At 71.7% G+C, this 22,132-nt stretch carries 20 protein-coding genes; 13 read left to right on the top strand and 7 right to left on the bottom strand.

The window, feature by feature from the left end:
• Window positions 1-425: 425 nt before the first annotated feature.
• The 9 genes from ACH4KB_RS13090 (at window position 426) to ACH4KB_RS13130 (ending at window position 8,060) form a co-directional block, all read left to right on the top strand.
• Window positions 426-1,211, top strand: coding sequence for an amino acid ABC transporter ATP-binding protein (locus ACH4KB_RS13090; RefSeq protein WP_274033950.1), 786 nt, complete (start codon window positions 426-428; stop codon window positions 1,209-1,211).
• 32 nt (window positions 1,212-1,243) lie between these two features.
• Complete coding sequence (locus tag ACH4KB_RS13095) at window positions 1,244-2,167, top strand: glutamate ABC transporter substrate-binding protein (protein WP_398066027.1); 924 nt, start codon at window positions 1,244-1,246, stop codon at window positions 2,165-2,167.
• Window positions 2,168-2,361: 194 nt separating this feature from the next.
• The gene (locus tag ACH4KB_RS13100; protein ID WP_007458744.1) at window positions 2,362-3,009 is read left to right on the top strand and encodes an amino acid ABC transporter permease; all 648 of its coding nucleotides are present in this window, start codon (window positions 2,362-2,364) and stop codon (window positions 3,007-3,009) included.
• Window positions 3,006-3,947, top strand: a complete 942-nt coding sequence (locus tag ACH4KB_RS13105) for an amino acid ABC transporter permease (protein ID WP_398066028.1) — start codon at window positions 3,006-3,008, stop codon at window positions 3,945-3,947. Before ACH4KB_RS13100 ends, ACH4KB_RS13105 begins: the two co-directional genes overlap by 4 nt.
• A 177-nt stretch (window positions 3,948-4,124) precedes the next feature.
• Window positions 4,125-5,825, top strand: coding sequence for an FAD-dependent monooxygenase (locus ACH4KB_RS13110; protein ID WP_398066029.1), 1,701 nt, complete (start codon window positions 4,125-4,127; stop codon window positions 5,823-5,825).
• Window positions 5,826-5,865: 40 nt separating this feature from the next.
• Window positions 5,866-5,952, top strand: a complete 87-nt coding sequence (locus ACH4KB_RS13115) for a putative leader peptide (RefSeq protein ID WP_311605579.1) — start codon at window positions 5,866-5,868, stop codon at window positions 5,950-5,952.
• A gap of 76 nt (window positions 5,953-6,028) precedes the next feature.
• Window positions 6,029-6,670 (top strand): cysteine dioxygenase, encoded by a 642-nt coding sequence (locus ACH4KB_RS13120; protein WP_398066031.1) that lies wholly within the window; start codon window positions 6,029-6,031, stop codon window positions 6,668-6,670.
• A complete protein-coding gene (locus ACH4KB_RS13125) occupies window positions 6,667-7,113 on the top strand; it encodes a rhodanese-like domain-containing protein (RefSeq protein ID WP_398066032.1) in 447 nt (148 codons plus the stop codon). The genes ACH4KB_RS13120 and ACH4KB_RS13125 overlap by 4 nt, the downstream gene beginning before the upstream one ends.
• Before the next feature lie 272 nt (window positions 7,114-7,385).
• On the top strand, window positions 7,386-8,060 hold the full coding sequence (locus ACH4KB_RS13130) for a hypothetical protein (protein ID WP_398066033.1): 675 nt from the start codon (window positions 7,386-7,388) through the stop codon (window positions 8,058-8,060).
• A 181-nt stretch (window positions 8,061-8,241) separates the two neighbouring features.
• Here ACH4KB_RS13130 and recX read toward each other — a convergent pair whose 3' ends face one another.
• Complete coding sequence (gene recX, locus ACH4KB_RS13135) at window positions 8,242-8,970, bottom strand: recombination regulator RecX (RefSeq protein WP_398066034.1); 729 nt, start codon at window positions 8,968-8,970, stop codon at window positions 8,242-8,244.
• Between the two features lie 3 nt (window positions 8,971-8,973).
• Window positions 8,974-10,110, bottom strand: a complete 1,137-nt coding sequence (gene recA / locus ACH4KB_RS13140; protein WP_398066035.1) for a recombinase RecA — start codon at window positions 10,108-10,110, stop codon at window positions 8,974-8,976.
• A 387-nt stretch (window positions 10,111-10,497) separates the two neighbouring features.
• On the opposite strand from recA, the gene ACH4KB_RS13145 reads away from it, so the two are divergent.
• Window positions 10,498-11,382, top strand: a complete 885-nt coding sequence (locus ACH4KB_RS13145; RefSeq protein ID WP_398066074.1) for an SDR family oxidoreductase — start codon at window positions 10,498-10,500, stop codon at window positions 11,380-11,382.
• A gap of 22 nt (window positions 11,383-11,404) precedes the next feature.
• Here ACH4KB_RS13145 and ACH4KB_RS13150 read toward each other — a convergent pair whose 3' ends face one another.
• Window positions 11,405-12,520: an AI-2E family transporter gene (locus ACH4KB_RS13150; protein WP_398066075.1), complete on the bottom strand. Its 1,116-nt coding sequence runs from the start codon at window positions 12,518-12,520 to the stop codon at window positions 11,405-11,407.
• A gap of 291 nt (window positions 12,521-12,811) precedes the next feature.
• Complete coding sequence (locus tag ACH4KB_RS13155; protein WP_003965827.1) at window positions 12,812-13,006, bottom strand: DUF3046 domain-containing protein; 195 nt, start codon at window positions 13,004-13,006, stop codon at window positions 12,812-12,814.
• Between the two features lie 79 nt (window positions 13,007-13,085).
• Here ACH4KB_RS13155 and ACH4KB_RS13160 point away from each other — a divergent pair, with 79 nt between their 5' ends.
• Complete coding sequence (locus tag ACH4KB_RS13160) at window positions 13,086-14,000, top strand: hypothetical protein (protein ID WP_398066036.1); 915 nt, start codon at window positions 13,086-13,088, stop codon at window positions 13,998-14,000.
• A gap of 60 nt (window positions 14,001-14,060) precedes the next feature.
• Here ACH4KB_RS13160 and ACH4KB_RS13165 read toward each other — a convergent pair whose 3' ends face one another.
• The 3 genes from ACH4KB_RS13165 to ACH4KB_RS13175 form a co-directional block, all read right to left on the bottom strand.
• Window positions 14,061-14,366 carry an AzlD domain-containing protein gene (locus ACH4KB_RS13165; protein ID WP_398066037.1) on the bottom strand — a complete coding sequence of 102 codons (306 nt, stop codon included), beginning with the start codon at window positions 14,364-14,366 and terminating at the stop codon, window positions 14,061-14,063.
• Window positions 14,363-15,205 (bottom strand): AzlC family ABC transporter permease, encoded by an 843-nt coding sequence (locus tag ACH4KB_RS13170; RefSeq protein ID WP_398066038.1) that lies wholly within the window; start codon window positions 15,203-15,205, stop codon window positions 14,363-14,365. Before ACH4KB_RS13170 ends, ACH4KB_RS13165 begins: the two co-directional genes overlap by 4 nt.
• Window positions 15,206-15,343: 138 nt before the next feature.
• The gene (locus ACH4KB_RS13175) at window positions 15,344-16,192 is read right to left on the bottom strand and encodes an AraC family transcriptional regulator (protein ID WP_398066039.1); all 849 of its coding nucleotides are present in this window, start codon (window positions 16,190-16,192) and stop codon (window positions 15,344-15,346) included.
• 102 nt (window positions 16,193-16,294) lie between these two features.
• On the opposite strand from ACH4KB_RS13175, the gene ACH4KB_RS13180 reads away from it, so the two are divergent.
• Together ACH4KB_RS13180 and ACH4KB_RS13185 are read left to right on the top strand one after the other, a co-directional pair.
• A complete protein-coding gene (locus tag ACH4KB_RS13180) occupies window positions 16,295-20,980 on the top strand; it encodes a DEAD/DEAH box helicase (protein ID WP_398066041.1) in 4,686 nt (1,561 codons plus the stop codon).
• 257 nt (window positions 20,981-21,237) lie between these two features.
• A complete protein-coding gene (locus tag ACH4KB_RS13185; protein ID WP_398066042.1) occupies window positions 21,238-22,113 on the top strand; it encodes an Fpg/Nei family DNA glycosylase in 876 nt (291 codons plus the stop codon).
• Window positions 22,114-22,132: the final 19 nt, after the last annotated feature.

The raw sequence follows: 22,132 nt of genomic DNA on the forward strand, positions 1-22,132 counted from the left end.
GCCGTGCGGCTCCTCGGGTCTCCGTGCTCCCCCGGGCCGTGCGGCTCCTGGGGCTCGTTCGCTTCGTCGTCCCGTCGGCAGCACCGTCGCACGGCGTCACGACGTAGGGCCCGAGATTAACCCGCGCTTCATCCGCGAGATCCCCCGCGAGCCCCGATGAGACTTCCCGTTCTGCGGTGTTTCACGTCTTTCTCGTTCCAGGCATCCACGCCGATGAACGGCACACCAGTCAAGAGCGTCCCGGTTACAGCAGGGTTCCGTTATGCACCCGGTACGCCTCCGGGGCGGCGTGTGACGTCCTGTTCACGCGGAGTGTCCGGTTGCCGCCGGATCGTTATGCTCAATTTCCGCTCAGATGTAATGACGTTGGTAGCACTGCGTCATTACTGTCCTTGTTCAACCGAGGAGGACGGAGCAAGAAGCCGATGAGCGGAGTTTCAGTGACCAAGGACGCCGAGGGTGCCGCGCCCGCGGCGAACGACCTGGTCGTACTGAGCAACGTCAACAAGCACTTCGGCGCGCTGCATGTGCTCCAGGACATCGACCTGACCATCGCCCGTGGCGAGGTCGTGGTCGTCATCGGGCCTTCCGGGTCCGGCAAGTCCACGCTGTGCCGCACGATCAACCGCTTGGAGACGGTCGATTCGGGAGCGATCTCGATCGACGGCAAGCCCCTGCCCCAGGAGGGCAAGGAGCTGGCCAGGCTGCGTGCCGACGTGGGCATGGTCTTCCAGTCGTTCAATCTCTTCGCACACAAGACGGTGCTGGAGAACGTCATGCTGGGCCAGGTCAAGGTCCGCAAGGCCGACAAGAAGGCGGCGGAGGAGAAGGCCCGGGCCCTGCTCGACCGGGTGGGCGTCGGCGTACAGGCCGACAAGTACCCGGCGCAGCTCTCCGGTGGCCAGCAGCAACGCGTCGCGATCGCCCGGGCGTTGGCGATGGACCCGAAGGTCATGCTCTTCGACGAGCCCACGTCGGCGCTCGACCCGGAGATGATCAACGAGGTCCTGGAGGTCATGCAGCAGCTGGCCCGGGACGGGATGACGATGATCGTCGTCACCCACGAGATGGGCTTCGCCCGTTCCGCCGCCAACCGCGTCGTGTTCATGGCCGACGGGAAGATCGTCGAAGAGGCGACCCCCGACCAGTTCTTCAGCAACCCGCGCAGCGACCGGGCCAAGGACTTCCTGTCGAAGATCCTTCACCACTGACGACAACGACCCACGACCTAAGGATTGCCCACATGAAGCTCCGTCAGTCCGCCGCCGTCGCGGCCATCGCCGTCCTCGCCCTGACCGCGACCGCCTGCGGCGGCAAGGAGGGCTCCGCCGGCGACAAGCCGGGCGGCACGAAGCCCGGTTCCTCCGAGGCCCCCGCACTGCCCACGTACACCGCGGCCAAGGACGTCGCCCTGGACTCCCCGGTCTTCAAGAAGGCCAAGGAGCGCGGCAAGATCGTCATCGGCGCCAAGGCGGACCAGCCGTACCTCGGCTTCGAGGACCAGTCGACCAAGGAGCGCTCGGGCTTCGACATCGAGATCGCCAAGATGGTCGCGGCCGACCTCGGCTTCTCCGACAAGCAGATCGAGTGGAAGACCGTCGACTCCGGCGTCCGTGAGACGGCCATCTCCAAGGGCCAGGTCGACTACTACGTCGGCACGTACACGATCAACGACGAGCGCAAGAAGCAGGTCGGCTTCGCCGGGCCGTACTACAAGGCCGGCGCGGACCTCCTGGTGCGCGAGGACGAGAAGTCGATCACCGGCAAGGACGCGGTGAAGGGCAAGAAGGTCTGCTCGATCGTCGGCTCCACGCCGCTCCAGGAGATCAAGAAGCCGGAGTACGGCGCGAGCGTCGTCGAGCTGGCCAAGTACTCCGACTGTGTCCAGCAGCTGCTGACCAAGCAGGTCGACGCCGTCACCACGGACGACTCGATCCTCAAGGGCTACGCGGCCGCCAACTCCGGCAAGCTCAAGGTCGTCGGCGACCCGTTCACCGACGAGCCCTACGGCATCGGTCTGAACAAGGACGACAAGGTCCTCCGCGAGGCCATCAGCAAGTCGCTGGAGGAGCGCGTCAAGGACGGCACGTACAAGAAGATCTACGAGGCCACGCTGGGTCTGTCCGGTTCGGACTACGTCGAGCCGCCGGCCATCGAGCGCTACTGACGCCGTCGGCCGTCGGACCGCGGGCTCCGGCCCGCCGTCCGACGGCCGGCACCCCGTCATCCGTCACGACGCCCCGCGAGTGACCCAGGCGTCCCGTACGCCACCGCCGCCGTCCCGGTTCTTCCGGGGGTTGCGGGCGAACGGGGCGCCCCTTCCCCTGCCCTGATGCCGCTGACCGCCGACGCGGAGACCTCATGAACGTACTGCTCGACAATTTCCCAGAGTTCCGCGACGGCTTCATAGGAACCGTGTCGATCACCGCCGTCAGCTCGGTTATCGCCCTGGTCCTCGGTGTGCTCATCGCCGGATTCCGGGTCTCGCCGGTGCCGCCGCTGCGGTACTTCGGCACCGCCTGGGTGACGCTGATGCGCAACACCCCGCTGACGCTGCTCTTCCTGATCTTCTTCTTCGTCGTGCCCGAGATCCTCTTCCCGGGGATGAGCCCGTTCGTGCTCGGCTCGCTGGCGCTCGGCTTCTACACCTCCTCGTTCGTGTGCGAGGCGGTGCGCTCGGGCATCAACACCGTGCCCCTGGGACAGGCCGAGGCCGCCCGCTCCATCGGCATGACGTTCGCCCAGACCCTGCAGATCGTGGTGCTCCCGCAGGCGACCCGGACCGTGATCCCGCCGCTGAGCAGCATCTTCATCGCACTGACGAAGAACTCCGCGATCGCCGGCGCCTTCAGCGTCGCCGAGCTGTTCGGCTGGCAGAAGCTGATGAGCGACAAGGGCTACGACATCGTCCCCGTCTTCATCTGGGTGGCCATCGGCTACCTGATCGTCACGTTTACCATCAGCGGCCTCTTCCGGCTGCTGGAGCGTCGCATGGAGGTCGCCCGATGAGCGCCAGCGTTCTCTACGACGCCCCGGGTCCCAAGGCCGTCGTCCGCAACCGGATCTACGCGGTCGTCGGCAGCCTCGCCATCGCGGCGCTGATCGCGGTCAGCATCATGCGGCTCGCCGACAAGGGGCACCTCGCCCCCGCGATGTGGGACATCTTCAACTACACGGGCATCCGGCAGAACATCGCCGACGCCCTGATCGCCACGCTCAAGGCGTTCGGTCTCGCCGCGGTCGGCTCGCTGGTCCTCGGTGTGGTGCTGGTGGTGGGCCGGCTCTCCGACCACAAGCCGGTCCGCTGGGCGGCGACCACCTTCATCGAGCTGTTCCGCTCGCTCCCGCTGCTGATCACCATCTACGCCATCTGGGTCGGCTTCCTCACCGACTACTCGATGTGGGCGCTGGCCGCGGGTCTGTCCGTCTACAACGGCTGCGTCCAGGCCGAGGTGCTGCGGGCCGGCATCAACTCGGTGCCCAAGGGCCAGAGCGAGGCCGCGTACGCGCTCGGCATGAGCAAGACGCAGGTCATGGTCAGCGTCCTGATGCCGCAGGCCGTCCGGTCGATGCTGCCGACGATCATCGGTCAGCTCGTGGTGACCCTCAAGGACACCTCGCTCGGCTTCATCATCCTGTACCCGGAGCTGCTCCAGACCGCGCGGCTGATCGCCTCCAACACGCAGGTGAACGGCCAGTACCCGTACGTCTCGACGATCGTCGTCATCGGCACGCTCTACATAGCGATGTGCCTGCTGCTCTCGGCGCTGGCGACGTGGATCGAGAAGCGCGGCCGCCGCGCCAAGACCGGCATCAAGGTGGCGCCCGGCGCCCCGGCCGCCGGCATCCCGGCAGTGGAGACCGTTCCCGGCCCTGACGCGGGGGGCGCAGGGGGCGCAGGCCCGGCGGCCGACGGTGCCGGTGGGACCGGTGTGACGAAGGGCTGACCGTCCCCGGGGTCTTCCCGGCCCTGACGAGCAGGAGCATTCGAGGCAGCGGCGCACGCGTCGCTGCCTCGGTCACTTGACGCAAGCACCACCAGTGGGTTGCATACGTTCTGTGATCACGCACCCGGCTTCCTATGCCACGTTCCGCATGACCGTACGGGCCGGAGGGTACGAGCCGTGGACCCGGTGATCGTCGTCGGCGCCGGGCCCGTCGGGCTGACGCTGTCGCTGGCCCTCGCCGCCCAGGGCGTCCCCTCGGTCGTTCTCGACGAGGGCCCCGGCACGGAGGAGCCCCGCCCCGCCCGCACGGTCGTGCTGCGCGAGGACACCGCCGATCTGATGGGCCGCCTCGGCTGCCGGGAGCTGGACCGGGTCGGGCTGCGCTGGTCCGGGTGGCGTTCGATGCGCCGGAAGCAGCTGGTCCGGAACGTGCCGCTGAGCGGGGGCGGCAGCGAGGACGAGGCCCCGCTCACCGGGCTTCTTCCCGCGCCGCTCCATGTCCCGCAGCATGCGCTGAGCGCCGCGCTGCGTGCGGCGGCGGACAAGGCGCCGCTGGTCCAGCGGGTGCCGCTGAGCCGGATCGACACGCTGGAGCAGGACCCCGACGGCATCACGGTGCACACGAGGGAGCCGGGCTCGACCTGGTGGCGCGGGAGTTATCTGGTCGGCTGCGACGGCGCCCGGTCGACCGTGCGCAAGCTGCTGGACATCCGGTTCCCCGGCCGTACGGCAGTGGAGCGGCATGCCGTCGCCGCGCTCCGGGCCGAGCTGCCCTGGCCCGACGAGGCCGTCCTGCACCGGCAGCCTCCCTGGCGGACCGGGGGCGCCGAGGTCTCCGCCCGGCCACTGCCGGACGGCGTCTGGCGGCTGGACTGGCTGCTGCCGCCGCGTGGCGAACTGGTCACTCCCGAAGCTCTGATCACCCGCATCCGGGACACGCTGGCCGGCTGGTGCGGCGAGACCCCGGCGTACGAACTGCTGGACACCGGCGTCCACACGCTCCACCACCGGCTCGCCCGGCGCTGGCGCAAGCAGCGTGCCTTCCTGGCGGGGGACGCGGCGCACCTGCTGGGCGCCGTGGGCACGCAGGGACTGGACGAGGGCATCCGGGACGCCGAGAACCTGGCCTGGAAGCTGGCCCACGCCTGGCACCACGGCCCGGCCGAGCACCTCCTCGACAGCTATCAGGCGGAGCGCCGGGCGGCGGTGGCCTCGCGGCTGCGCGCCGCCGACCAGTCGCTGCCGATACTGCGCGGCGGAGGCGGTCTGCGGACCCTGGTCCCGGGCGCCGCACGTGGTCGCGACACCCTGCTCTCCGACGGCCATCTGGGCTGCGGAGCGCTGGGTGCGCCCCCTTCGTACTCGCACTCCCCCCTTGCACCACCGCACACGGAGGCGCACACCGTCGTCGGTACGCCCCCCGGTGCGCCGGTCGCCGATGTGAGGGTGACCGCGCCGGACGGGACGACGGCGCGGCTGCGGGAGCGGCTGGGGCAGGGGCATCCGCTGGTGGTCCTGGTCGCGCCGGGGACCGGGGTCTGGGACCGGCGGCACTGGCAGACCGCGGGTGTCATGCCTCGCCTCACGGACGCCGTGGCGGCACTCCCCGGATCGACGGAGCTGCTGGTCACCGAGAGCTATCCGGGGGCATCGGCGCACACGGTCCTGCTGGTGAGGCCGGACGGGCACCTGGTGGCCGCCTTCGGCGGCGTACGGCCCGCGGAGCTGCTCACCGCGGCACGGGCCGCTCTGGGCGGTGAGCCCAGCGAAGCGCGCGAGCCCGTGGAACCGGGTGACGGCGAGGACGGACACGACGCGGGGCGCGAACCTCGCCCTCGGGCACGGGTCCACGCCGAGGGGACCGCCGGTCGCCATTGATCGATTGACCGTCACAGGCGCGCGTGGTGTACTCCAGATCATGACCGACACCGATGTGCGCCTGTGGCGGAGGGTCCATATGGACCTCGTCCGTTACGCGGGCTGCGTGTGTCGCCCGTCCTGCTGACTCGCCTCCCCCAAGCCGGTTCGTGCTGTTTTTTCCGCATGGCCGGAATCCCGCGCGAACTCCCAGGACGGTCCTCGTGTCTTCCCTCAGCTCCGCCGCGCCCACGGCTGCCGCTGTCCCTTCCCCTTCCACCCCCGTGACCGGGGGCTCCACACCCTCCACCCCCGTGACCGGTGGCTCCACACCCTCCAGCCCCGTGATCGGTAGCTCCACACCCTCTTCCGCCGCACCGACGGTCGCGGAGCTGATGGACTTCGTCCGCGGCGCCGCTCGGGACGAGGCGCTCATCGCCTCGCTCCCTCTCGATCCGGAGGGCCGCACCTGGATCCGGCTCGACGGACCGGGGGGCAGCGAAGCGTGGCTGATCGGCTGGCCGCCGGGCACCGGCACGGGCTGGCACGACCACGCCGACTCGTTCGGCGCGTTCACCACCGCTGCCGGCGCCCTCAAGGAGCACTCGCTGGCCGTGCGGCTGCCCACCGACGGCTGGAAGACGCTGGAGCTGACGGACGGGGTGGACCGGTCGAGGAATCTGGCGACCGGTCAGGGCAGGGCCTTCGGACAGAACCACGTCCATGAGGTCCTCAACGAGTCCGAGGTCGCCCACGCGGTCTCCGTCCATGCCTACTACCCGCCCCTGCCGCGGATCCGCCGGTTCAGCCGCACCGGTGCGGTGCTCCGCCTGGAGCAGACCGAGAGCCCGGAGGACTGGCAGTGAGCGAGGACCGGAACACGGACCGGGGCGAGGCCGTGCCGGCCGCCCCGACGCCCCTGGGCATCGACGAACTGCTGCGGCGGGTCAGGGCCGGCTACGACCGGATCGGCCCGCCCGAGGCTGCCGCGGCGGCGGAGGCCGGGGCCCTCCTGGTCGACATCCGGTACACGGAGCTCCGCGCCCGGGACGGACTGATCCCGGGCGCGCTGGTCGTCGAACGCAACGAACTGGAGTGGCGGCTCGACCCCCGGGGCAGCCACCGCGCCGCCGAAGCGGTCGGCCACGACCTCCGGATCGTCGTCATCTGCAACGAGGGATACGCCTCCAGCCTCGCGGTCGCCTCGCTGCGGCAACTGGGCCTGCACCGGGCCACCGACCTGATCGGCGGCTTCCAGGCGTGGCGCGGCGCGGGCCTACCGGTCGTCTCCGCCGCCACCTCCACCTGACACCCGGGAGCTGATGCCCGGGAGCCGACACCCGGGCGTCAGTTGCGGGCATGCCGCGTGATCTGCCGACTGACGCCCGCCACCTGAGTTCAGGTGGCGGGCGTCAGACGTCAGGGACAGGCGTCAGGCGTCAGGCGTCAGGCGTCAGGGGACAGGCGTCGGATCCGTTCGGATGTCACGCACCCGAACGCCACGTTCCACTAGAGCAATCGCCGTGAATGACCGACATTCGCCTCACACAGAGGACCGAAATGTACGGAGATGACGCATTCATGGCGACCGCTCTCCTCACCCCCGACCAGCTCGACGGCCAGGCTTCCCGGCTGCACGACACTCAGGCGTGGCAACAGATCATCACGGGCTGGGAGCGCACGGTTCCCGAGCCTCCCGAGACCCTGCTCACTCCGGCGGAGCCGACGTCCGCACGGTCCGTGGAACCCGCGAAACCTGCGGAACCGGCGCTCACAGAGCCCTTCGACTGGCGGACCCTGCTGTCCGTGCCCGTGGACCGGCTCGTCGACGACACCCTGCGGACACTGCCGGCCGCGCCCCCGCACGAGCGCCCGCTGCCCGGCAGGCTGGGCGCGATGCTGCCCGACCGCGTCCACCTCTGGCGGCGGGTCGGGCAGAGCGACCTCCGCCCGTCGACCCAGCTCGGCTACGCACGGCAGATCCTGGCCGAGTGGGGCTGGCAGAACACCCCGTACCAACTGCGGAACACCCGTGGCGCACGCTGCGTCTGCGGTGCCCTCATCTCCGCGCACCGCCTCGGCTACGGCTCCCTCGACACCGTGGACCGGGCAGGCGCCTGGTTGATCACGGAGCTGCGCGCGCAGGGGTGGCCCGGACTGATCGGCCCCTGGAACCGCCATCCCGGTCGCACCTCGGCGGACGCCCTGGCGCTCATGGACGCCACCATCCGCCGCGCGTCCCTGGCGGGACAGTGACCATGGGCCCCTGACCATCGGACGCGCTCCGTCCGGCGACACTGACCACTGGCCGCCGCCCGCTGGCCGTCGGCTGACGGTCGCCGCTACCTCCTGCCCGGCCCTCGCCCCCTGGCCGCGAACAGCCCCGATCCCGCGGATCTCCGTATCCCGGTGTTCCGGTGTTCCGGTGTTCCGGTGTTCAGAAAGGCTCGTCCAGGCCTTCCGTGTCCTCGCCCTCCTCCTCCAGCGCCTGACGCACCACCCGCAGGGCCATGCCTTCCCCGTATCCCTTGCGTGCGAGCATCCCCGCCAGGCGACGCAGCCGCTTGTCCCGGTCCAGACCTCGCGTGGAGCGGAGTTTGCGGGCCACGAGCTCCCGCGCCGTCTCCTCCTCCTGATCCGGGTCGAGCCGGCCGACCGCCTCGTCGATCACGGTGGAGTCCACGCCCTTCGTCCGCAGCTCACGGACGAGGGCACGGCGCGCGAGTCCCCGGCCGTGGTGCCGGGACTCCACCCATGCCCCGGCGAACGCCGCATCGTCGATCAGCCCGACGTCCTCGAAGCGCGCGAGCACTTCCTCGGCCGCCTCATCCGGGATCTCCCGCTTGCGCAGGGCGTCCGCGAGCTGTTTGCGCGTTCGCGGCGTCCCGGTGAGCAGCCGGAGGCAGATGTTGCGCGCTTGCTCGACCGGGTCACGCGGCTCCCCCTTCTCGGCCCTCGACGAGGAAGGGGAGCCGCTGCTCCTGGTGCCGGAGCGGGCGCGGCGGCCCGCCCCCTCGCCGAATCCGCTCCCGGCGCCCGCTCCACCGCGTGAGCGGCGCCCTGGCCGCGCCCCGGCGCCCGCCTCCGGCTCGACGGGCCCGTAGTCGGATTCGGGGTCGCCGCCGGGCTCGGCAGGGCCCCCCGGCCACTCCGTACGACGTGTCACGGCCTAGCTCTTGGCCGCCGCGGTCTTGGCCGGCTTGGCCTTGGCGGCCGCGGTGGTCGCCGGCTTCGCCGCCGCTTCGGCCGCCGGTGCTCCAGCCGCCGTCGCAGCGGCGTCCGCGGCGGGCTCGCCCGCATCGGCGTCCGGGCGGACACCGATCCCCAGCTTCTCCAGGATCTTCTTCTCGATCTCGTTGGCGAGGTCGGGGTTGTCCTTGAGGAAGTTGCGGGCGTTCTCCTTGCCCTGGCCGAGCTGATCGCCCTCGTACGTGTACCAGGCGCCGGCCTTGCGGACGAAGCCGTGGTCCACGCCCATGTCGATCAGACCGCCCTCGCGGCTGATCCCCTGGCCGTAGAGGATGTCGAACTCCGCCTGCTTGAACGGCGGGGCGACCTTGTTCTTGACGACCTTGACGCGGGTGCGGTTGCCGACGGCGTCGGTGCCGTCCTTGAGCGTCTCGATCCGGCGGATGTCGAGGCGCACCGATGCGTAGAACTTCAGCGCCCGGCCACCGGTGGTGGTCTCCGGCGAGCCGAACATCACGCCGATCTTCTCGCGGAGCTGGTTGATGAAGATCGCGGTGGTCTTGGACTGGTTGAGCGCACTGGTGATCTTGCGGAGGGCCTGGCTCATCAGACGCGCCTGGAGACCCACGTGCGAGTCGCCCATCTCGCCCTCGATCTCCGCACGGGGCACCAGGGCCGCCACGGAGTCGATGACGATCAGGTCCAGGGCGCCGGAGCGCACCAGCATGTCGACGATCTCCAGTGCCTGCTCACCGTTGTCCGGCTGGGACAGGATGAGGTTGTCGATGTCGACGCCGAGCTTCTTCGCGTACTCCGGATCCAGCGCGTGCTCGGCGTCGATGAACGCCACCGAGCCGCCGAGCTTCTGCGCGTTCGCCACCGCGTGCAGCGTCAGCGTCGTCTTACCGGAGGACTCCGGTCCGTACACCTCCACCACACGGCCGCGCGGCAGACCGCCGACGCCGAGGGCGACGTCGAGAGCGGTCGATCCCGTGGGGATGACCTCGATGGGCTCGTTCGGCCGCTCGCCCAGGCGCATCACCGCGCCCTTGCCGAATTGCCGTTCAATCTGTGCGAGTGCGGCGTCCAGCGCCTTCTCGCGGTCGTTGCCTGCCATGGGTTCCACCCGATTTGCTTGAGTCGATCGCTTCACGTCTCAGACGCTAACCCCTGCCACTGACAATGGGCCTCGACGTCCTCCCGGCCTGTGGACAACTCCACGGCCGGGCCCGGGAAAACCCGGCCGGAATCCCATCAGAATGGATGTTCGATTTTCATGTCAAGCGCACCACGCGGCCCCGCGATCGCCCCTTGACCAAAGCCCATGACCGAAGCCCCCCTGGCCGAAGCCGTCGGCCAAAGCCCCTGACCAAAGCCGCTGACCGGGCGCAGCCGGACCTGCACCCCTGGGCGTATCGCCCTATATTCGATCGGTATGGGAGCGATTGCGGGGTCCGGAGCACCCGACGGAGGACAGGCCCCCGGAGCCGATCTCGCCGGCCGCGTGGCACTCGTCGCCGGAGGCACCCGCGGGGCCGGGAGAGGCATCGCCGTCCAGCTCGGCGCCGCCGGGGCGACCGTGTATGTGACCGGCCGTACGAGCGGGTCCGAGCGGTCCGAGATGGACCGGCCCGAAACGATCGAGGAGACCGCGGCCCTGGTGGACGCGGCGGGCGGGCGGGGCATCGCCGTCCAGGTCGATCACCTGGTTCCCGACCGGGTCAGGGCTCTGGTGGCCCGCATCGCGAGCGAGCAGGGCGTCCTGCACATTCTGGTGAACGACATCTGGGGGGCCGAGATCGAGTGGGACAGGCCGGTGTGGGAGTCGTCGCTCGACACCGGGCTGCACACCCTGCGGCTGGCCGTCGACACCCATGCCATCACCAGTCACTTCGCGCTGCCGCTGCTGATCGAGACCCCGGGCGGCCTGGTCGTCGAGATGACCGACGGAACGGACGAGTACAACGCGTCCCACTACCGCGTCTCGTTCTTCTACGACCTGGCCAAGGCCGCGGTGAACCGGATGGCCTTCGCCCTCGGCCATGAGCTCGCACCGCACCACGCGACGGCCGTGGCGCTCACCCCGGGCTGGCTGCGGTCCGAGGTCATGCTCCAGGCCCACGGGGTGACCGAGACCACCTGGCGGGACGCCGTCGCGCACTCGCCCCACTTCGCGATCTCCGAGTCCCCCGCGTACGTCGGCCGCGCCGTGGCCGCCCTCGCCGGCGACCCCGAGGTGGCCCGCTGGAACGGCAGGTCGCTCTCCAGCGGGCAGCTCGCCCAGGTGTACGGCTTCACGGATGTGGACGGGAGCCGGCCGGACGCCTGGCGGTATCTGACCGAGGTCCAGGACCCCGGTCTGTCGGCCGATGTGACGGGTTACCGCTGAGGCGGCCCGCCACGACCGGCTGCTACCGCCGAGGCCACACCAGACGGCGGATCCGGGACGGCAACGGCCTCCCGGGCGTACGGCTGCTGCCCCCGTGCACGCGTGGGTCGTCGGTGACGTCGTACCGCTTCACATAGGCGCCGAGGAACGCCTGGAGCGTGGCGACGGCGGGGATGGCGACCAGCGCTCCGACCGCGCCGAGCAGAGCCGTGCCGGCGATGACCGACCCGAAGGCGACCGCGGGGTGGATGTCGACGGTCTTCGCGGTCAGCTTGGGCTGGAGCACGTAGTTCTCGAACTGCTGGTAGATCACGACGAACCCGAGCACGTACAGCGCGTACCAGGGATCGACCGTGAAGGCGATCAGCATGGGCAGGGCGCCCGCGAGATACGTGCCGATGGTGGGGATGAACTGCGAGACGAGTCCGACCCAGACGGCGAGTGCCGGGGCGTAGGGCACCCCGAGGATCACCAGCAGGACGTAGTGCCCCACGCCGGAGATCAACGCCATCAGACCGCGCGAGTAGATGTACCCGCCGGTCTTGTCGACCGCGATCTCCCAGGCGCGCAGCACCTCGGTCTGCCGGGCCGGCGGCAGGACGGAGCACAGGGCGCGGCGGAGCCGGGGCCCGTCGGCCGCGAAGTAGAAGGAGAACAGGAAGATCGTCAACAGCCGGAACAGTCCGCCGAGGACCGTGGTGGAGACGTCGAGCACTCCGGTGGCGCTGTTCTGGACGTACTTCTGCAGCCAGTCGGAGTGCAGCAGGCTGTCCTGGACCTCGACCCGGGAGAGTTCGGTGCGGAAGGTCTGGTTGACCCAGTTGATCACCGAGTCGATGTACTTGGGGAACTCGTCGACCATGTCGACGATCTGGCCCGCGAGCATCGACCCCAACAGCACCACGAATCCGACGCCGAAGATCGTCACTGCGAGGAAGACGAGGAATGTGGCCAGCCCGCGGCGCATGCCGCGAGCCGCCATCCGGCCGACCGCGGGCTCGATGGCGAGCGCGAGGAAGAACGCGATCAGCACGTTCGTCAGCAACCCGATGAGCTGGTAGAACGCCCAACTGCCGAGCTGGAAGCAGGCGTAGAGCGCCAGGGCCAGCACCATCGCACGCGGCAGCCAGCCGGGCATGCGGACCCTGCCTGCGCCGGAGGGCGGCGCGGGTGGTGCGGCCGGCGGGGCGGGTGGGGGCGCGGACGGCTGGGCCGGGGCGGTCTCGTCTGTCGATGACACGGGGCAAGTCTGGCCTATGCCGACGGCCACCGGCCCCCCGCCCCGAGCCGGCCGTTCCCCGTCCGTCCCGGTTCCCTTCCCGCCCCGGTACGGGGCAGGGCTCGCCGCGTACGGGGCAGGGCTCGCCGCGTACGGGTCAGCGCTCGTCCGGAACGGGTCAGCGCCCGCCCGCCGGAACGCACACCGGCTTCAGCGCCTGTCGGCCGGAACGTCCATGGCCGTACAGACCCCGCGCCAGACGTCCTTGGCGTCCCAGCCCGCGTCCAGCGCCTGGTGCACCGTGCGGCCGCCGAGTTCGGCCATCACATGGTCACGGGCGAAGGAGTCCGCGTACGCCGCACCGAAGTGGTCGGCCATCCGCTCCCAGAAAATCGTCAACCGCATGCCACCAGTATCCCGCTCCTGAGAGTGCAGCCGGTCCGCCGGGCATGTGCCGGACGCCTTTCCCCTCTACGGTCGGTCCATGGCTGGAACCGGAGCAAGCACCCTCGCGCGAGCCGAACAGTTCATCTGGCTCACGGCCCGTGTCCTCGAACAGCGGAGGTTCGCCCATGGCTTCCTGGACGGGGATCCCGACGCCGTCGAAACGGCCCTCTCCGCTTATCAGAACGAGGACGGCGGCTACGGTCACGCGCTGGAACCCGATCTCCGGGGTCCGGTCAGCCAACCGCTGCACACCGCCCACGCGCTGAGCGTTCTTGATTCGATCGATCGCTGCGCCGGACAGCGGGTCGAACGGATCTGCCGTTTTCTGACCGATGTATCAACCAGAGAAGGCGCACTTCCCGCTCTGCTTCCTACACAGCGCGGGTATCCGGCGGCCCCGTTCGTCCCCATCGTGGACGACCCTCCGGCGGAGCTGCTCGCGACCGGCCCGGTCGTCGGGTTGCTCCACGGCAATCAGGTGTGGCACGCCTGGCTGTTCCGGGCCACGGACTTCTGCTGGAGTGCCGTCGAGGCTCTGGAACAGTCCCATCCTTACGAGATCGAGGCCGCGGTCGCCTTTCTGGACTGCGCCCCGGACCGGGCACGCGCCGAGGTGGCGGCCGACCGGCTCGGCCGCCTGGTGCGCGAACAACGGCTGGCGGTGCTCGATCCCTCCCGGCGGGCGGATTACCCGGTGGCGACGGGCTATGCACCGGGCGAGCACCACTTCCCGCACGATTACGCCCGTACGCCCGGGTCGCTGGCCCGCCGCTGGTTCACGGACGAGGAACTGGAGCGCTCGCTCGACCACCTGGCCGCCGAGCAGCAGGACGACGGCGGATGGCCGGTGACCTGGCGTCAGTGGGCCCCGGGAACCGCACTGGAAGGACGCCCCCTGGTGACGCTCAGGGCCTTGGGGACGCTCCGCTCGTACGGTCGTCCACTCGGCTGACCGCGTGTCCGGGGTGGCGGACGGATCGCCCCGCGTTCGGTTCCCGGGCGTTCCGCTCGCTCAGGCCAGTGCCCGGACTCCGGCCGTGACCAGGACTCCCGCGCCGACGACGACCAGGAAGGGAGCGCGGAGGATCAGGGCGAGTGCCGCTGCCCCGAGACCGGCGGCACGGGCGTCGAGGACGAGTTGCTGACCGTCGCCGAAGGTCTGCTGTGCGGTGAGAGCCGCCAGCAGCGCCACGGGCAGCAGGGCGGCCATCCGCTGGACCAGTGGTCGCTCCAGCACGCCCGCGGGCACCAGCAGGCCCAGGAGCTTGGCGAGGTAGCAGCCCGCCACGGTCAGTCCGATGGCGATCCAGACGTTCATGGGTGCCGCTCCTCCTTCTCCTGCTGTGCCGTCTTCTGCTGCCGGGTCGCCGCGCCGTCCCCGGGGCCCTCGGGACTCGGTCCCCGTTTCGTCCGTCCCATGAGGAAGAGGACGACGGGTGCCGCGAGCGCCGACAGTAGAACGGGCACGCCCGCCGGCAGAACGGGCAGCAGCGTCAGGGCCAGGAGGACGGCCAGCCCCGCCGTGACGCGTTCGATGGTGCTCTTGAGCATCGGCGCGAGCAGCGCGAGGAACACCGCGGGGCTCGCCGCGTCCAGGCCCCACGCGTCGGTGTCGCCCAGTGCCTCGGCGCCCAGGGCGCCCACCAGGGTGGTGAGGTTCCACAGCACGTACAGGGTGAGTCCGGTGACCGTGAAGCCGATGCGCGCGGCCCGCCGGGTGGGCTGGGGCAGGGTGACCGCGGTCGTCTCGTCGATGACCCAGTGGGCGGCGAAGGGCCGTACCGCGCGGGGAAGCGCGAGCAGTTGCGAGAGCCGCAGACCGTAGAACGCGTTCCGGACGCCCAGGAAGAACGCCCCGGCCGCCGCGGTGTAGGGGTTGCCACCCGCGGCCAGCGCGCCGACCAGGGCGAACTGCGAGGCGCCGGTGAAGACGAGAAGGCTCAGGACGCAGGTCTGGAGCAGGCTGAGGCCGGAGCCCGCGGAGGTGACGCCGAAGGCGAAGCCGGAGAGCCCGACGGCGATGCCGACGCCCAGCGCGTCGCGGACGACGGCCGCGTCCGGCTTGTCCGGAAGGGCCTCGCCCGGCCCGCCGGGCGGACCGGGCGACATGGCACCGGGCGCGCCGGTGCTTCCTGGGGGTGCTGTCTGTTCTGCCACGCCCGGAACGCTACGGGGATCGCCGGGGCCGGGTCTTGTACGTTCTTGCACACCGGTCGGCACTTTCCGCACACGGAGAGACGCAATCTGCACACCCGCTGACATGTTCTGCGCCATCACCGGTACGTTCTTGTGCCCTCACCGGCCGGGCCGCAGCACTCCGCGCTCGCGCTGGTAGGCGCCGGGCGGCACACCCACGATCCGGGTGAAGTGGCGATTGAGGTGCGGCTGATCCGTGAAGCCGACGGCGGTCGCCGCCTCGGCGGGCGCGACACCGGCGTCGAGCATGCGGCGGGCCCTGCGCACCCGGGCGTCGGTCAGCCACGTGTGGGGCGGCATCCCGTACTCCTTCTTGAAGGCTCTCAGCAGTACGAACGGACCGATGCCCAGCTCTGCGGCGAGCGCCTCCAGTGTGGGCGGCGCGGCCATGCGCTCCTCCAGCACGGCGCGGGCGCGCACGGCGTTCCGCGCACCCCCGGCGCGCGCGGCCAGTCCGGGCGATGGGCTGCCGTGCCGACCGAGAAGCCGGGCGACCAGAACCCGCAGCAGGCTGTCGGCCGCCAGCGCGTTGCCCTCCTCCGCCGCCCGGTGCACCTCGGTGATCAGGCGGGAGGCATGGGGGTCGGTCACCCGGGTCTCGGCGAAGCCGACCGTGCCGCGCAGGGATGTCACCTCGGCCGCGATGTCGTTGACGGCCTGGGCCGACGGGTAGAGCGTGGCGTACGCCCACCCCTCGGGGGCCCCGGAGCGGGCGGTGTGCGGAACCTCCGGGTTGATCATGACGACGGTTCCGGGGACCGCGTGGACCGTGCCGCCCGGCAGCCCCACGTCCTCCACCCCGCCGGTGACGGCGCCGAAGACATAGCCCTCGTGGGTGTGCCGGGGGAAGGTGTGGCGGACGTACCGGGCGCGCAGCAGATCGAGGTCGGGCAGCGCGGCGTACTGCCAGTGCCGTGCCCATTCCTCCGTGCCGTCCGCTCCCGTCATGGTGCCATTCTCGCAGGTCCCGGCCGTGGGCCACCGGCTGAGCGGGCCATCCCGGGCGGTGTCTCCGGCTCGTTGTCAGTGCCGGGGTGCACGATGGGGAGCATGACCGGATCCGCGCTCGACGCGTTCTCGCCCGCGACCCGCAGTTGGTTCGGCGGGGCTTTCAGCGCGCCCACCGCGGCGCAGGAGGGCGCCTGGCGGGCCATCGGCGAGGGCAGCGATGTCCTGGTCGTCGCGCCGACCGGTTCCGGCAAGACGCTGGCCGCGTTTCTCGCCTCGCTGGACCGACTGGCGGCCGAGCCGCCGCCCGCCGACGCGAAGAAGCGCTGCCGGGTGCTGTACGTGTCCCCGCTCAAGGCCCTCGCGGTCGACGTCGAGCGCAATCTCCGCTCGCCGCTGACCGGCATCCGCCAGGAGTCGGTGCGCCTGGGCCTGCCGGAGCCGGAGGTGCGGGTCGGCATCCGGTCCGGAGACACCCCGCCCGCCGAGCGGCGCTCCATGGTGACCAGGCCGCCGGACATCCTGATCACCACGCCCGAGTCGCTGTTCCTGATGCTGACGTCCTCCGCCCGGGACGCGCTGGCCGGCGTCGAGACGGTGATCCTCGACGAGGTGCACGCGGTCGCCGGTACGAAGCGCGGCGCCCATCTCGCCCTGTCCCTGGAGCGTCTCGACGAGCTGCTGCCACGTCCCGCCCGCCGCATCGGCCTGTCCGCGACGGTCCGGCCGGTCGACGAGGTAGCCCGCTTCCTGTCGCCGCAGCGCAAGGTGGAGATCGTCCAGCCCCGATCCACCAAGGAGTTCGACCTCTCGGTCATCGTCCCCGTCGAGGATCTGGGCGAGCTGGGCGGCTCACCCGCCACGGACGGTGACTCCGGCCAGGCGGACAAGCCCTCGATCTGGCCGCATGTCGAGGAGCGCATCGCCGATCTCGTGCAGTCGCACCGCTCCACCATCGTCTTCGCCAACTCCCGGCGGCTGGCGGAGCGGCTGTGCAACCGACTGAACGAGATCGCGTACGAGCGGGCCACCGGCACCGCGTTCGACCCCGACAACCCGGCGCCCGCCCTCCCGGAGGCGCACGCCCCCGCCGAGATCATGGCCCAGTCCGGTGCGGGCAGGGGCGCTCCCGCCCTGCTGGCCCGCGCCCACCACGGCTCGGTCTCCAAGGAGCAGCGGGCCCAGGTCGAGGAGGACCTCAAGGCGGGCCGGCTGCCCGCCGTGGTGGCCACCTCCAGCCTGGAGCTGGGCATCGACATGGGCGCGGTCGACCTGGTGATCCAGGTGGAGTCCCCGCCCTCCGTCGCCTCCGGCCTACAGCGGGTGGGCAGGGCCGGACACCAGGTGGGAGCGGTCTCCACCGGAGTGGTCTTCCCGAAGTACCGCGGCGATCTGGTGCAGGCCGCCGTCGTCACCGAGCGGATGCGGACAGGGGCGATCGAGGCTCTGCGCATCCCGTCCAACCCGCTGGACGTCCTCGCCCAGCAGCTGGTCGCCATGGTGGCGCTGGACAGCTGGCAGGCGGACGACCTGCTGGCCCTGGTCCGCCGGGCGGCCCCGTTCGCCTCGCTTCCCGAGTCCGCGTTCACCGCCGTGCTCGACATGCTCGCCGGACGCTATCCCTCCGACGCCTTCGCGGAGCTGCGCCCCAGGGTCGTGTGGGACCGCGTCGGGGGCACGGTCACGGGCCGCCCCGGGGCTCAGCGGCTCGCCGTCACCTCGGGCGGCACGATTCCCGACCGAGGGCTCTTCGGAGTCTTCCTCGCCGGGGCCGACCCGAAGAAGGGCGGCGGCCGGGTCGGCGAGCTGGACGAGGAGATGGTCTACGAATCCCGTGTGGGCGACGTCTTCACCCTGGGCACCACGTCCTGGCGGATCGAGGACATCACCCGGGACCGCGTCCTCGTCTCCCCGGCCCCGGGTGTTCCGGGCCGGCTGCCGTTCTGGAAGGGCGACCAGCTGGGCCGTCCCCTGGAGCTCGGGCGTGCCCTGGGCGCGTTCCTCCGTGAGATCGGCGGACTGTCCGAGGAGGACGCCCGGCTGCGCCTGCTGGCCGCCGGGCTCGACGCCTGGGCGGCGGACAACATCCTGGCCTATCTGGACGAGCAGCGCCGGGCCTGCGGCCACGTCCCGGACGACCGGACGATCCTGGTCGAGCGGTTCCGGGACGAGCTGGGCGACTGGCGAGTCGTCGTGCACTCCCCCTTCGGCGCCCAGGTGCACGCCCCCTGGGCGCTCGCGCTCTCCGCCCGTCTCGGTGAGCGGTACGGGATGGACGCCCAGGTGATGCACGCCGACGACGGGATCGTGCTGCGGCTGCCCGACGCGGACATGATGGGCCTGGACCTGCTCGATTTCGACGCCCCTGGGCCCCCGGACGCCGGGGACGGCGGACCCGCTCCGGGATCCGTGGCGTACGACAGCGACCAGCCCCCGGTGGCGGCCGCCGACGTCGTCTTCGACCAGGGCGAGGTCCAGCAGATCGTCACCGACCAGGTGGGCGGGTCGGCCCTGTTCGCCGCCCGGTTCCGCGAGTGCGCGGCGCGCGCCCTGCTGCTGCCCCGGCGCTCCCCCGGCAAGCGCACCCCGCTCTGGCAGCAGCGCCAGCGGGCCTCCCAGCTGCTCCAGGTCGCCTCGGAGTTCGGCTCGTTCCCGATCGTTCTGGAGGCTGTCCGCGAATGCCTCCAGGACGTGTTCGACGTCCCCGGGCTCACGGAACTGATGGGCGACCTGGAGGCACGCCGGGTCCGGCTGGTCGAGGTGACCACCCAGGAGCCCTCGCCGTTCGCCCGCTCGCTCCTCTTCGGTTACGTGGCGCAGTTCCTGTACGAGGGCGACTCGCCCCTCGCCGAACGGCGCGCCGCCGCCCTCTCCCTGGACTCCCACCTCCTCGCCGAACTGCTGGGCCAGGCGGAGCTGCGCGAACTGCTCGACCCCGAGGTCCTCACCGAGCTGGAGCGGGAGCTGCAATGGCTCACCGAGGACCGGCGGATCAAGGACGTCGAGGGGGTCGCCGACCTGCTGCGCGTGCTCGGTCCGCTCACCGACGCCGAGCTCGCCGAGCGGGGCGCCGAGCCGTCCTGGGCACCGGAGCTGGCGTCGGCCCGCCGGGCAATCCAGGTCCGGATCGCCGGGGCCGATCACTGGGCGGCGATCGAGGACGCGGGCCGGCTCCGCGACGCCCTGGGCACCGCGCTTCCGGTCGGCGTTCCCGAGGCGTTCACCGAGCCGGTGAAGGACCCGCTCGGCGACCTCCTCGCCCGCTTCGCGCGGACACACGGCCCGTTCACCGCCGCCAGGGCCGCCGAGCGCTTCGGGCTGGGCACCGCCGTCACCGACGGGGCGCTGCAACGGCTGTCGGCCTCCGGCAGGACCGTCCAGGGGGAATTCCACCCAGCGGGCATCGGCCAGGAATGGTGCGACGCCACGGTGCTGCGCCGGCTCCGCCGCCGTTCACTGGCGGCGCTCCGCCAGGAGCTGGAGCCGGTGCCGCCCGCGGCCCTCGCCTCCTTCCTCCCGCAGTGGCAGCACTTCGGCTCCAACGGTCTGCGGGGCATCGACGGGCTGGCCCGCGCCGTCGAGCAGCTTCAGGGCGCTCCCGTTCCCGCGTCGGCGCTGGAGAAGCTGATCCTGCCGAGCCGGGTCATGGGTTACGCCCCGGCGATGCTCGACGAGCTGACGACCACGGGCGAGGTCGTCTGGGCCGGGGCGGGCGCGCTGCCCGGCAAGGACGGCTGGGTCTCCCTCTACCTCGCCGACAGCGCGCCCCTCCTCCTGCCTCCGCCGCACCCGCTGGAGCTGTCGGCGCTCCACGAGTCCGTGCTCACCACGCTCTCCGGCGGGTACGGCCTCTTCTTCCGCCAGATCGCCGACCAGGTCCGGGCCACGACCCACCCGGACTGCACGGACCAGCAGCTGGCCGACGCGCTGTGGGACCTGGCCTGGTCCGGGCGGCTCACCAACGACACCCTGGCCCCGCTGCGTTCGCTCCTGGGCTCGGGGCGGACGGCGGGCGCCACCGCCCACCGCTCCCGGCGCAGCGTCCCGCGCGGGCGCTACGGCTCGCTCACCGCCGCCGCCCGCCCCGCGTCGCGCACCGGCCCGCCGACCGTCTCGGGCCGCTGGTCCCTGCTGCCCCCGGTCGAACCGGAACCGACCCACCGCGCCCACGCCCTGGCCCGTACCCTCCTCGACCGGCACGGCGTGGTGACCCGCGGCGCGGTGCAGGCCGAAGGGGTGGAGGGCGGCTTCTCCGCTACGTACCGCATCCTGGCCGCCTTCGAGGACAACGGGCAGGCGCGGCGCGGCTATGTGGTCGAGGGGCTCGGAGCCGCCCAGTTCGCCATGGACGGCGCGGTGGACCGCCTGCGTGCCGCCTCCACGGCCCGCGACCGTCGAGATCCGGACTCCCCACCCCAGGCTCTGGTGCTGGCCGCGGCCGACCCGGCCAACGCGTACGGCGCCGCCCTCCCGTGGCCCGAGTCCCCTGATGGCGCCGGACACAAGCCGGGCCGCAAGGCGGGGGCGCTGGTGGTCCTCGTCGACGGCGAGCTGACGCTCTACATGGAGCGGGGCGGGAAGACCCTCCTGGCGTGGCCGTCCGACCCCGAGGCCCCGGCCCTGCGGGCGGCGGCCGACGCCCTGGCCGCCTCGGCCCGCGCCGGCGCCCTGGGCACGGTGACGGTGGAGCGGACGAACGGCGTCTCCTCCCTCACCTCGCCGCTGGGCCGGACGCTGGAGTCCGCCGGGTTCCTCGCCACTCCGAGAGGCCTGCGCCTGCGCGCCTGATCCGAGCCACCGACGATCCGAGGCGCCGCCCCGAAATCCCGGGCCCGGCACCTCGACGGACAGCACCCCGACGGACGGCACCTCGACGAACAGCAGCCCAACAAACAGCACCCGGACGGACAGCACCTCGGCGGAGGGCACCTGCCCCGTCGGCGACGCCACCGACCCCCGGCCGGACGCCACCCGGCCGGACGCCACCCGCCCCGACGACGAGCCGGACCGTCGCACGAACGCCCGGCCCGGCCCATCATGGAGGCATGCCCGAAGGAGACACCGTCCTCCAGACCGCCACCCGGCTCCACGCGGCGCTGGCCGGGCAGGTGCTGACCCGGTCCGACCTGCGCGTCCCCCGTTTCGCCACCGCCGACCTCTCCGGCCGCACCGTCCTGGACGTCACCGCCCGCGGCAAGCACCTGCTGACCCGCGTCGAGGGCGGCCTGACCCTGCACAGCCACCTCCGGATGGACGGCGCCTGGCGGGTGTATGCGCCGGACGAACGCTGGCGCGGCGGCCCGGGGCACCAGATCCGCGCGATCCTCGCCAACGCGGAACACACCGCGGTCGGCTACCGGCTACCGGTGCTGGAGCTGCTGCGCACCAGCGAGGAGGACCGGGCCGTGGGCCATCTGGGCCCTGATCTGCTGGGCCCCGACTGGGACCCCGGCCTGGCCCTGGACCGACTGCTCGCCGCGCCGGAGCGCCCCCTCGGCGAGGCGCTCCTGGACCAGCGCAATCTGGCGGGCATCGGCAACGTCTACAAGTGCGAGCTGTGCTTCCTGGCCCGCGTCACGCCCTGGCTCCCCGTGGGCGCCCTCCCCGACGGCGCGCTCCTCCGGCTCGTCACGCTCGCCGAGCGACTGCTGCACGCCAACCGCGACCGCCCCACCCGCACCACGACGATCCCCTCCGAACTCCGCACCCCGCCGGGCCCGCCCGCCACAGCGCCCACACCGAGCACCCCGGCCCCCGCCCGCCCACGCGCCCGGCCCCCCGCTCGCGTACAGGAGCGGCTGTACGTCTACGGGCGGGCCCGTCGCCCCTGTCTGCGCTGCGGAACCCCGATCCGTCTCACCGACCAGGACGACCGCCCCACCTACTGGTGTCCGGGTTGCCAATCGGGACCGACACCCTAGTTGACGACCCGTCAGATGC

Source organism: Streptomyces sp. NPDC017520 (assembly GCF_044329855.1).
Taxonomy (GTDB): Bacteria; Actinomycetota; Actinomycetes; order Streptomycetales; family Streptomycetaceae; genus Streptomyces.

What these genes read in the sequence shown, in the direction of transcription:
- ACH4KB_RS13175 (WP_398066039.1), bottom strand. Translation starts at nt 16,192, where the DNA reads ATGACGGGAGCGGACGGCACGGAGGAATGGGCACGGCACTGGCAGTAC.
- ACH4KB_RS13105 (WP_398066028.1), top strand. Translation starts at nt 3,006, where the DNA reads ATGAGCGCCAGCGTTCTCTACGACGCCCCGGGTCCCAAGGCCGTCGTC.
- ACH4KB_RS13165 (WP_398066037.1), bottom strand. Translation starts at nt 14,366, where the DNA reads ATGAACGTCTGGATCGCCATCGGACTGACCGTGGCGGGCTGCTACCTC.
- ACH4KB_RS13095 (WP_398066027.1), top strand. Translation starts at nt 1,244, where the DNA reads ATGAAGCTCCGTCAGTCCGCCGCCGTCGCGGCCATCGCCGTCCTCGCC.
- ACH4KB_RS13130 (WP_398066033.1), top strand. Translation starts at nt 7,386, where the DNA reads ATGGCGACCGCTCTCCTCACCCCCGACCAGCTCGACGGCCAGGCTTCC.
- ACH4KB_RS13090 (WP_274033950.1), top strand. Translation starts at nt 426, where the DNA reads ATGAGCGGAGTTTCAGTGACCAAGGACGCCGAGGGTGCCGCGCCCGCG.
- recA (WP_398066035.1), bottom strand. Translation starts at nt 10,110, where the DNA reads ATGGCAGGCAACGACCGCGAGAAGGCGCTGGACGCCGCACTCGCACAG.
- ACH4KB_RS13115 (WP_311605579.1), top strand. Translation starts at nt 5,866, where the DNA reads ATGACCGACACCGATGTGCGCCTGTGGCGGAGGGTCCATATGGACCTC.
- ACH4KB_RS13185 (WP_398066042.1), top strand. Translation starts at nt 21,238, where the DNA reads ATGCCCGAAGGAGACACCGTCCTCCAGACCGCCACCCGGCTCCACGCG.
- ACH4KB_RS13180 (WP_398066041.1), top strand. Translation starts at nt 16,295, where the DNA reads ATGACCGGATCCGCGCTCGACGCGTTCTCGCCCGCGACCCGCAGTTGG.
- ACH4KB_RS13150 (WP_398066075.1), bottom strand. Translation starts at nt 12,520, where the DNA reads ATGCCCGGCTGGCTGCCGCGTGCGATGGTGCTGGCCCTGGCGCTCTAC.
- ACH4KB_RS13100 (WP_007458744.1), top strand. Translation starts at nt 2,362, where the DNA reads ATGAACGTACTGCTCGACAATTTCCCAGAGTTCCGCGACGGCTTCATA.
- ACH4KB_RS13160 (WP_398066036.1), top strand. Translation starts at nt 13,086, where the DNA reads ATGGCTGGAACCGGAGCAAGCACCCTCGCGCGAGCCGAACAGTTCATC.
- ACH4KB_RS13155 (WP_003965827.1), bottom strand. Translation starts at nt 13,006, where the DNA reads ATGCGGTTGACGATTTTCTGGGAGCGGATGGCCGACCACTTCGGTGCG.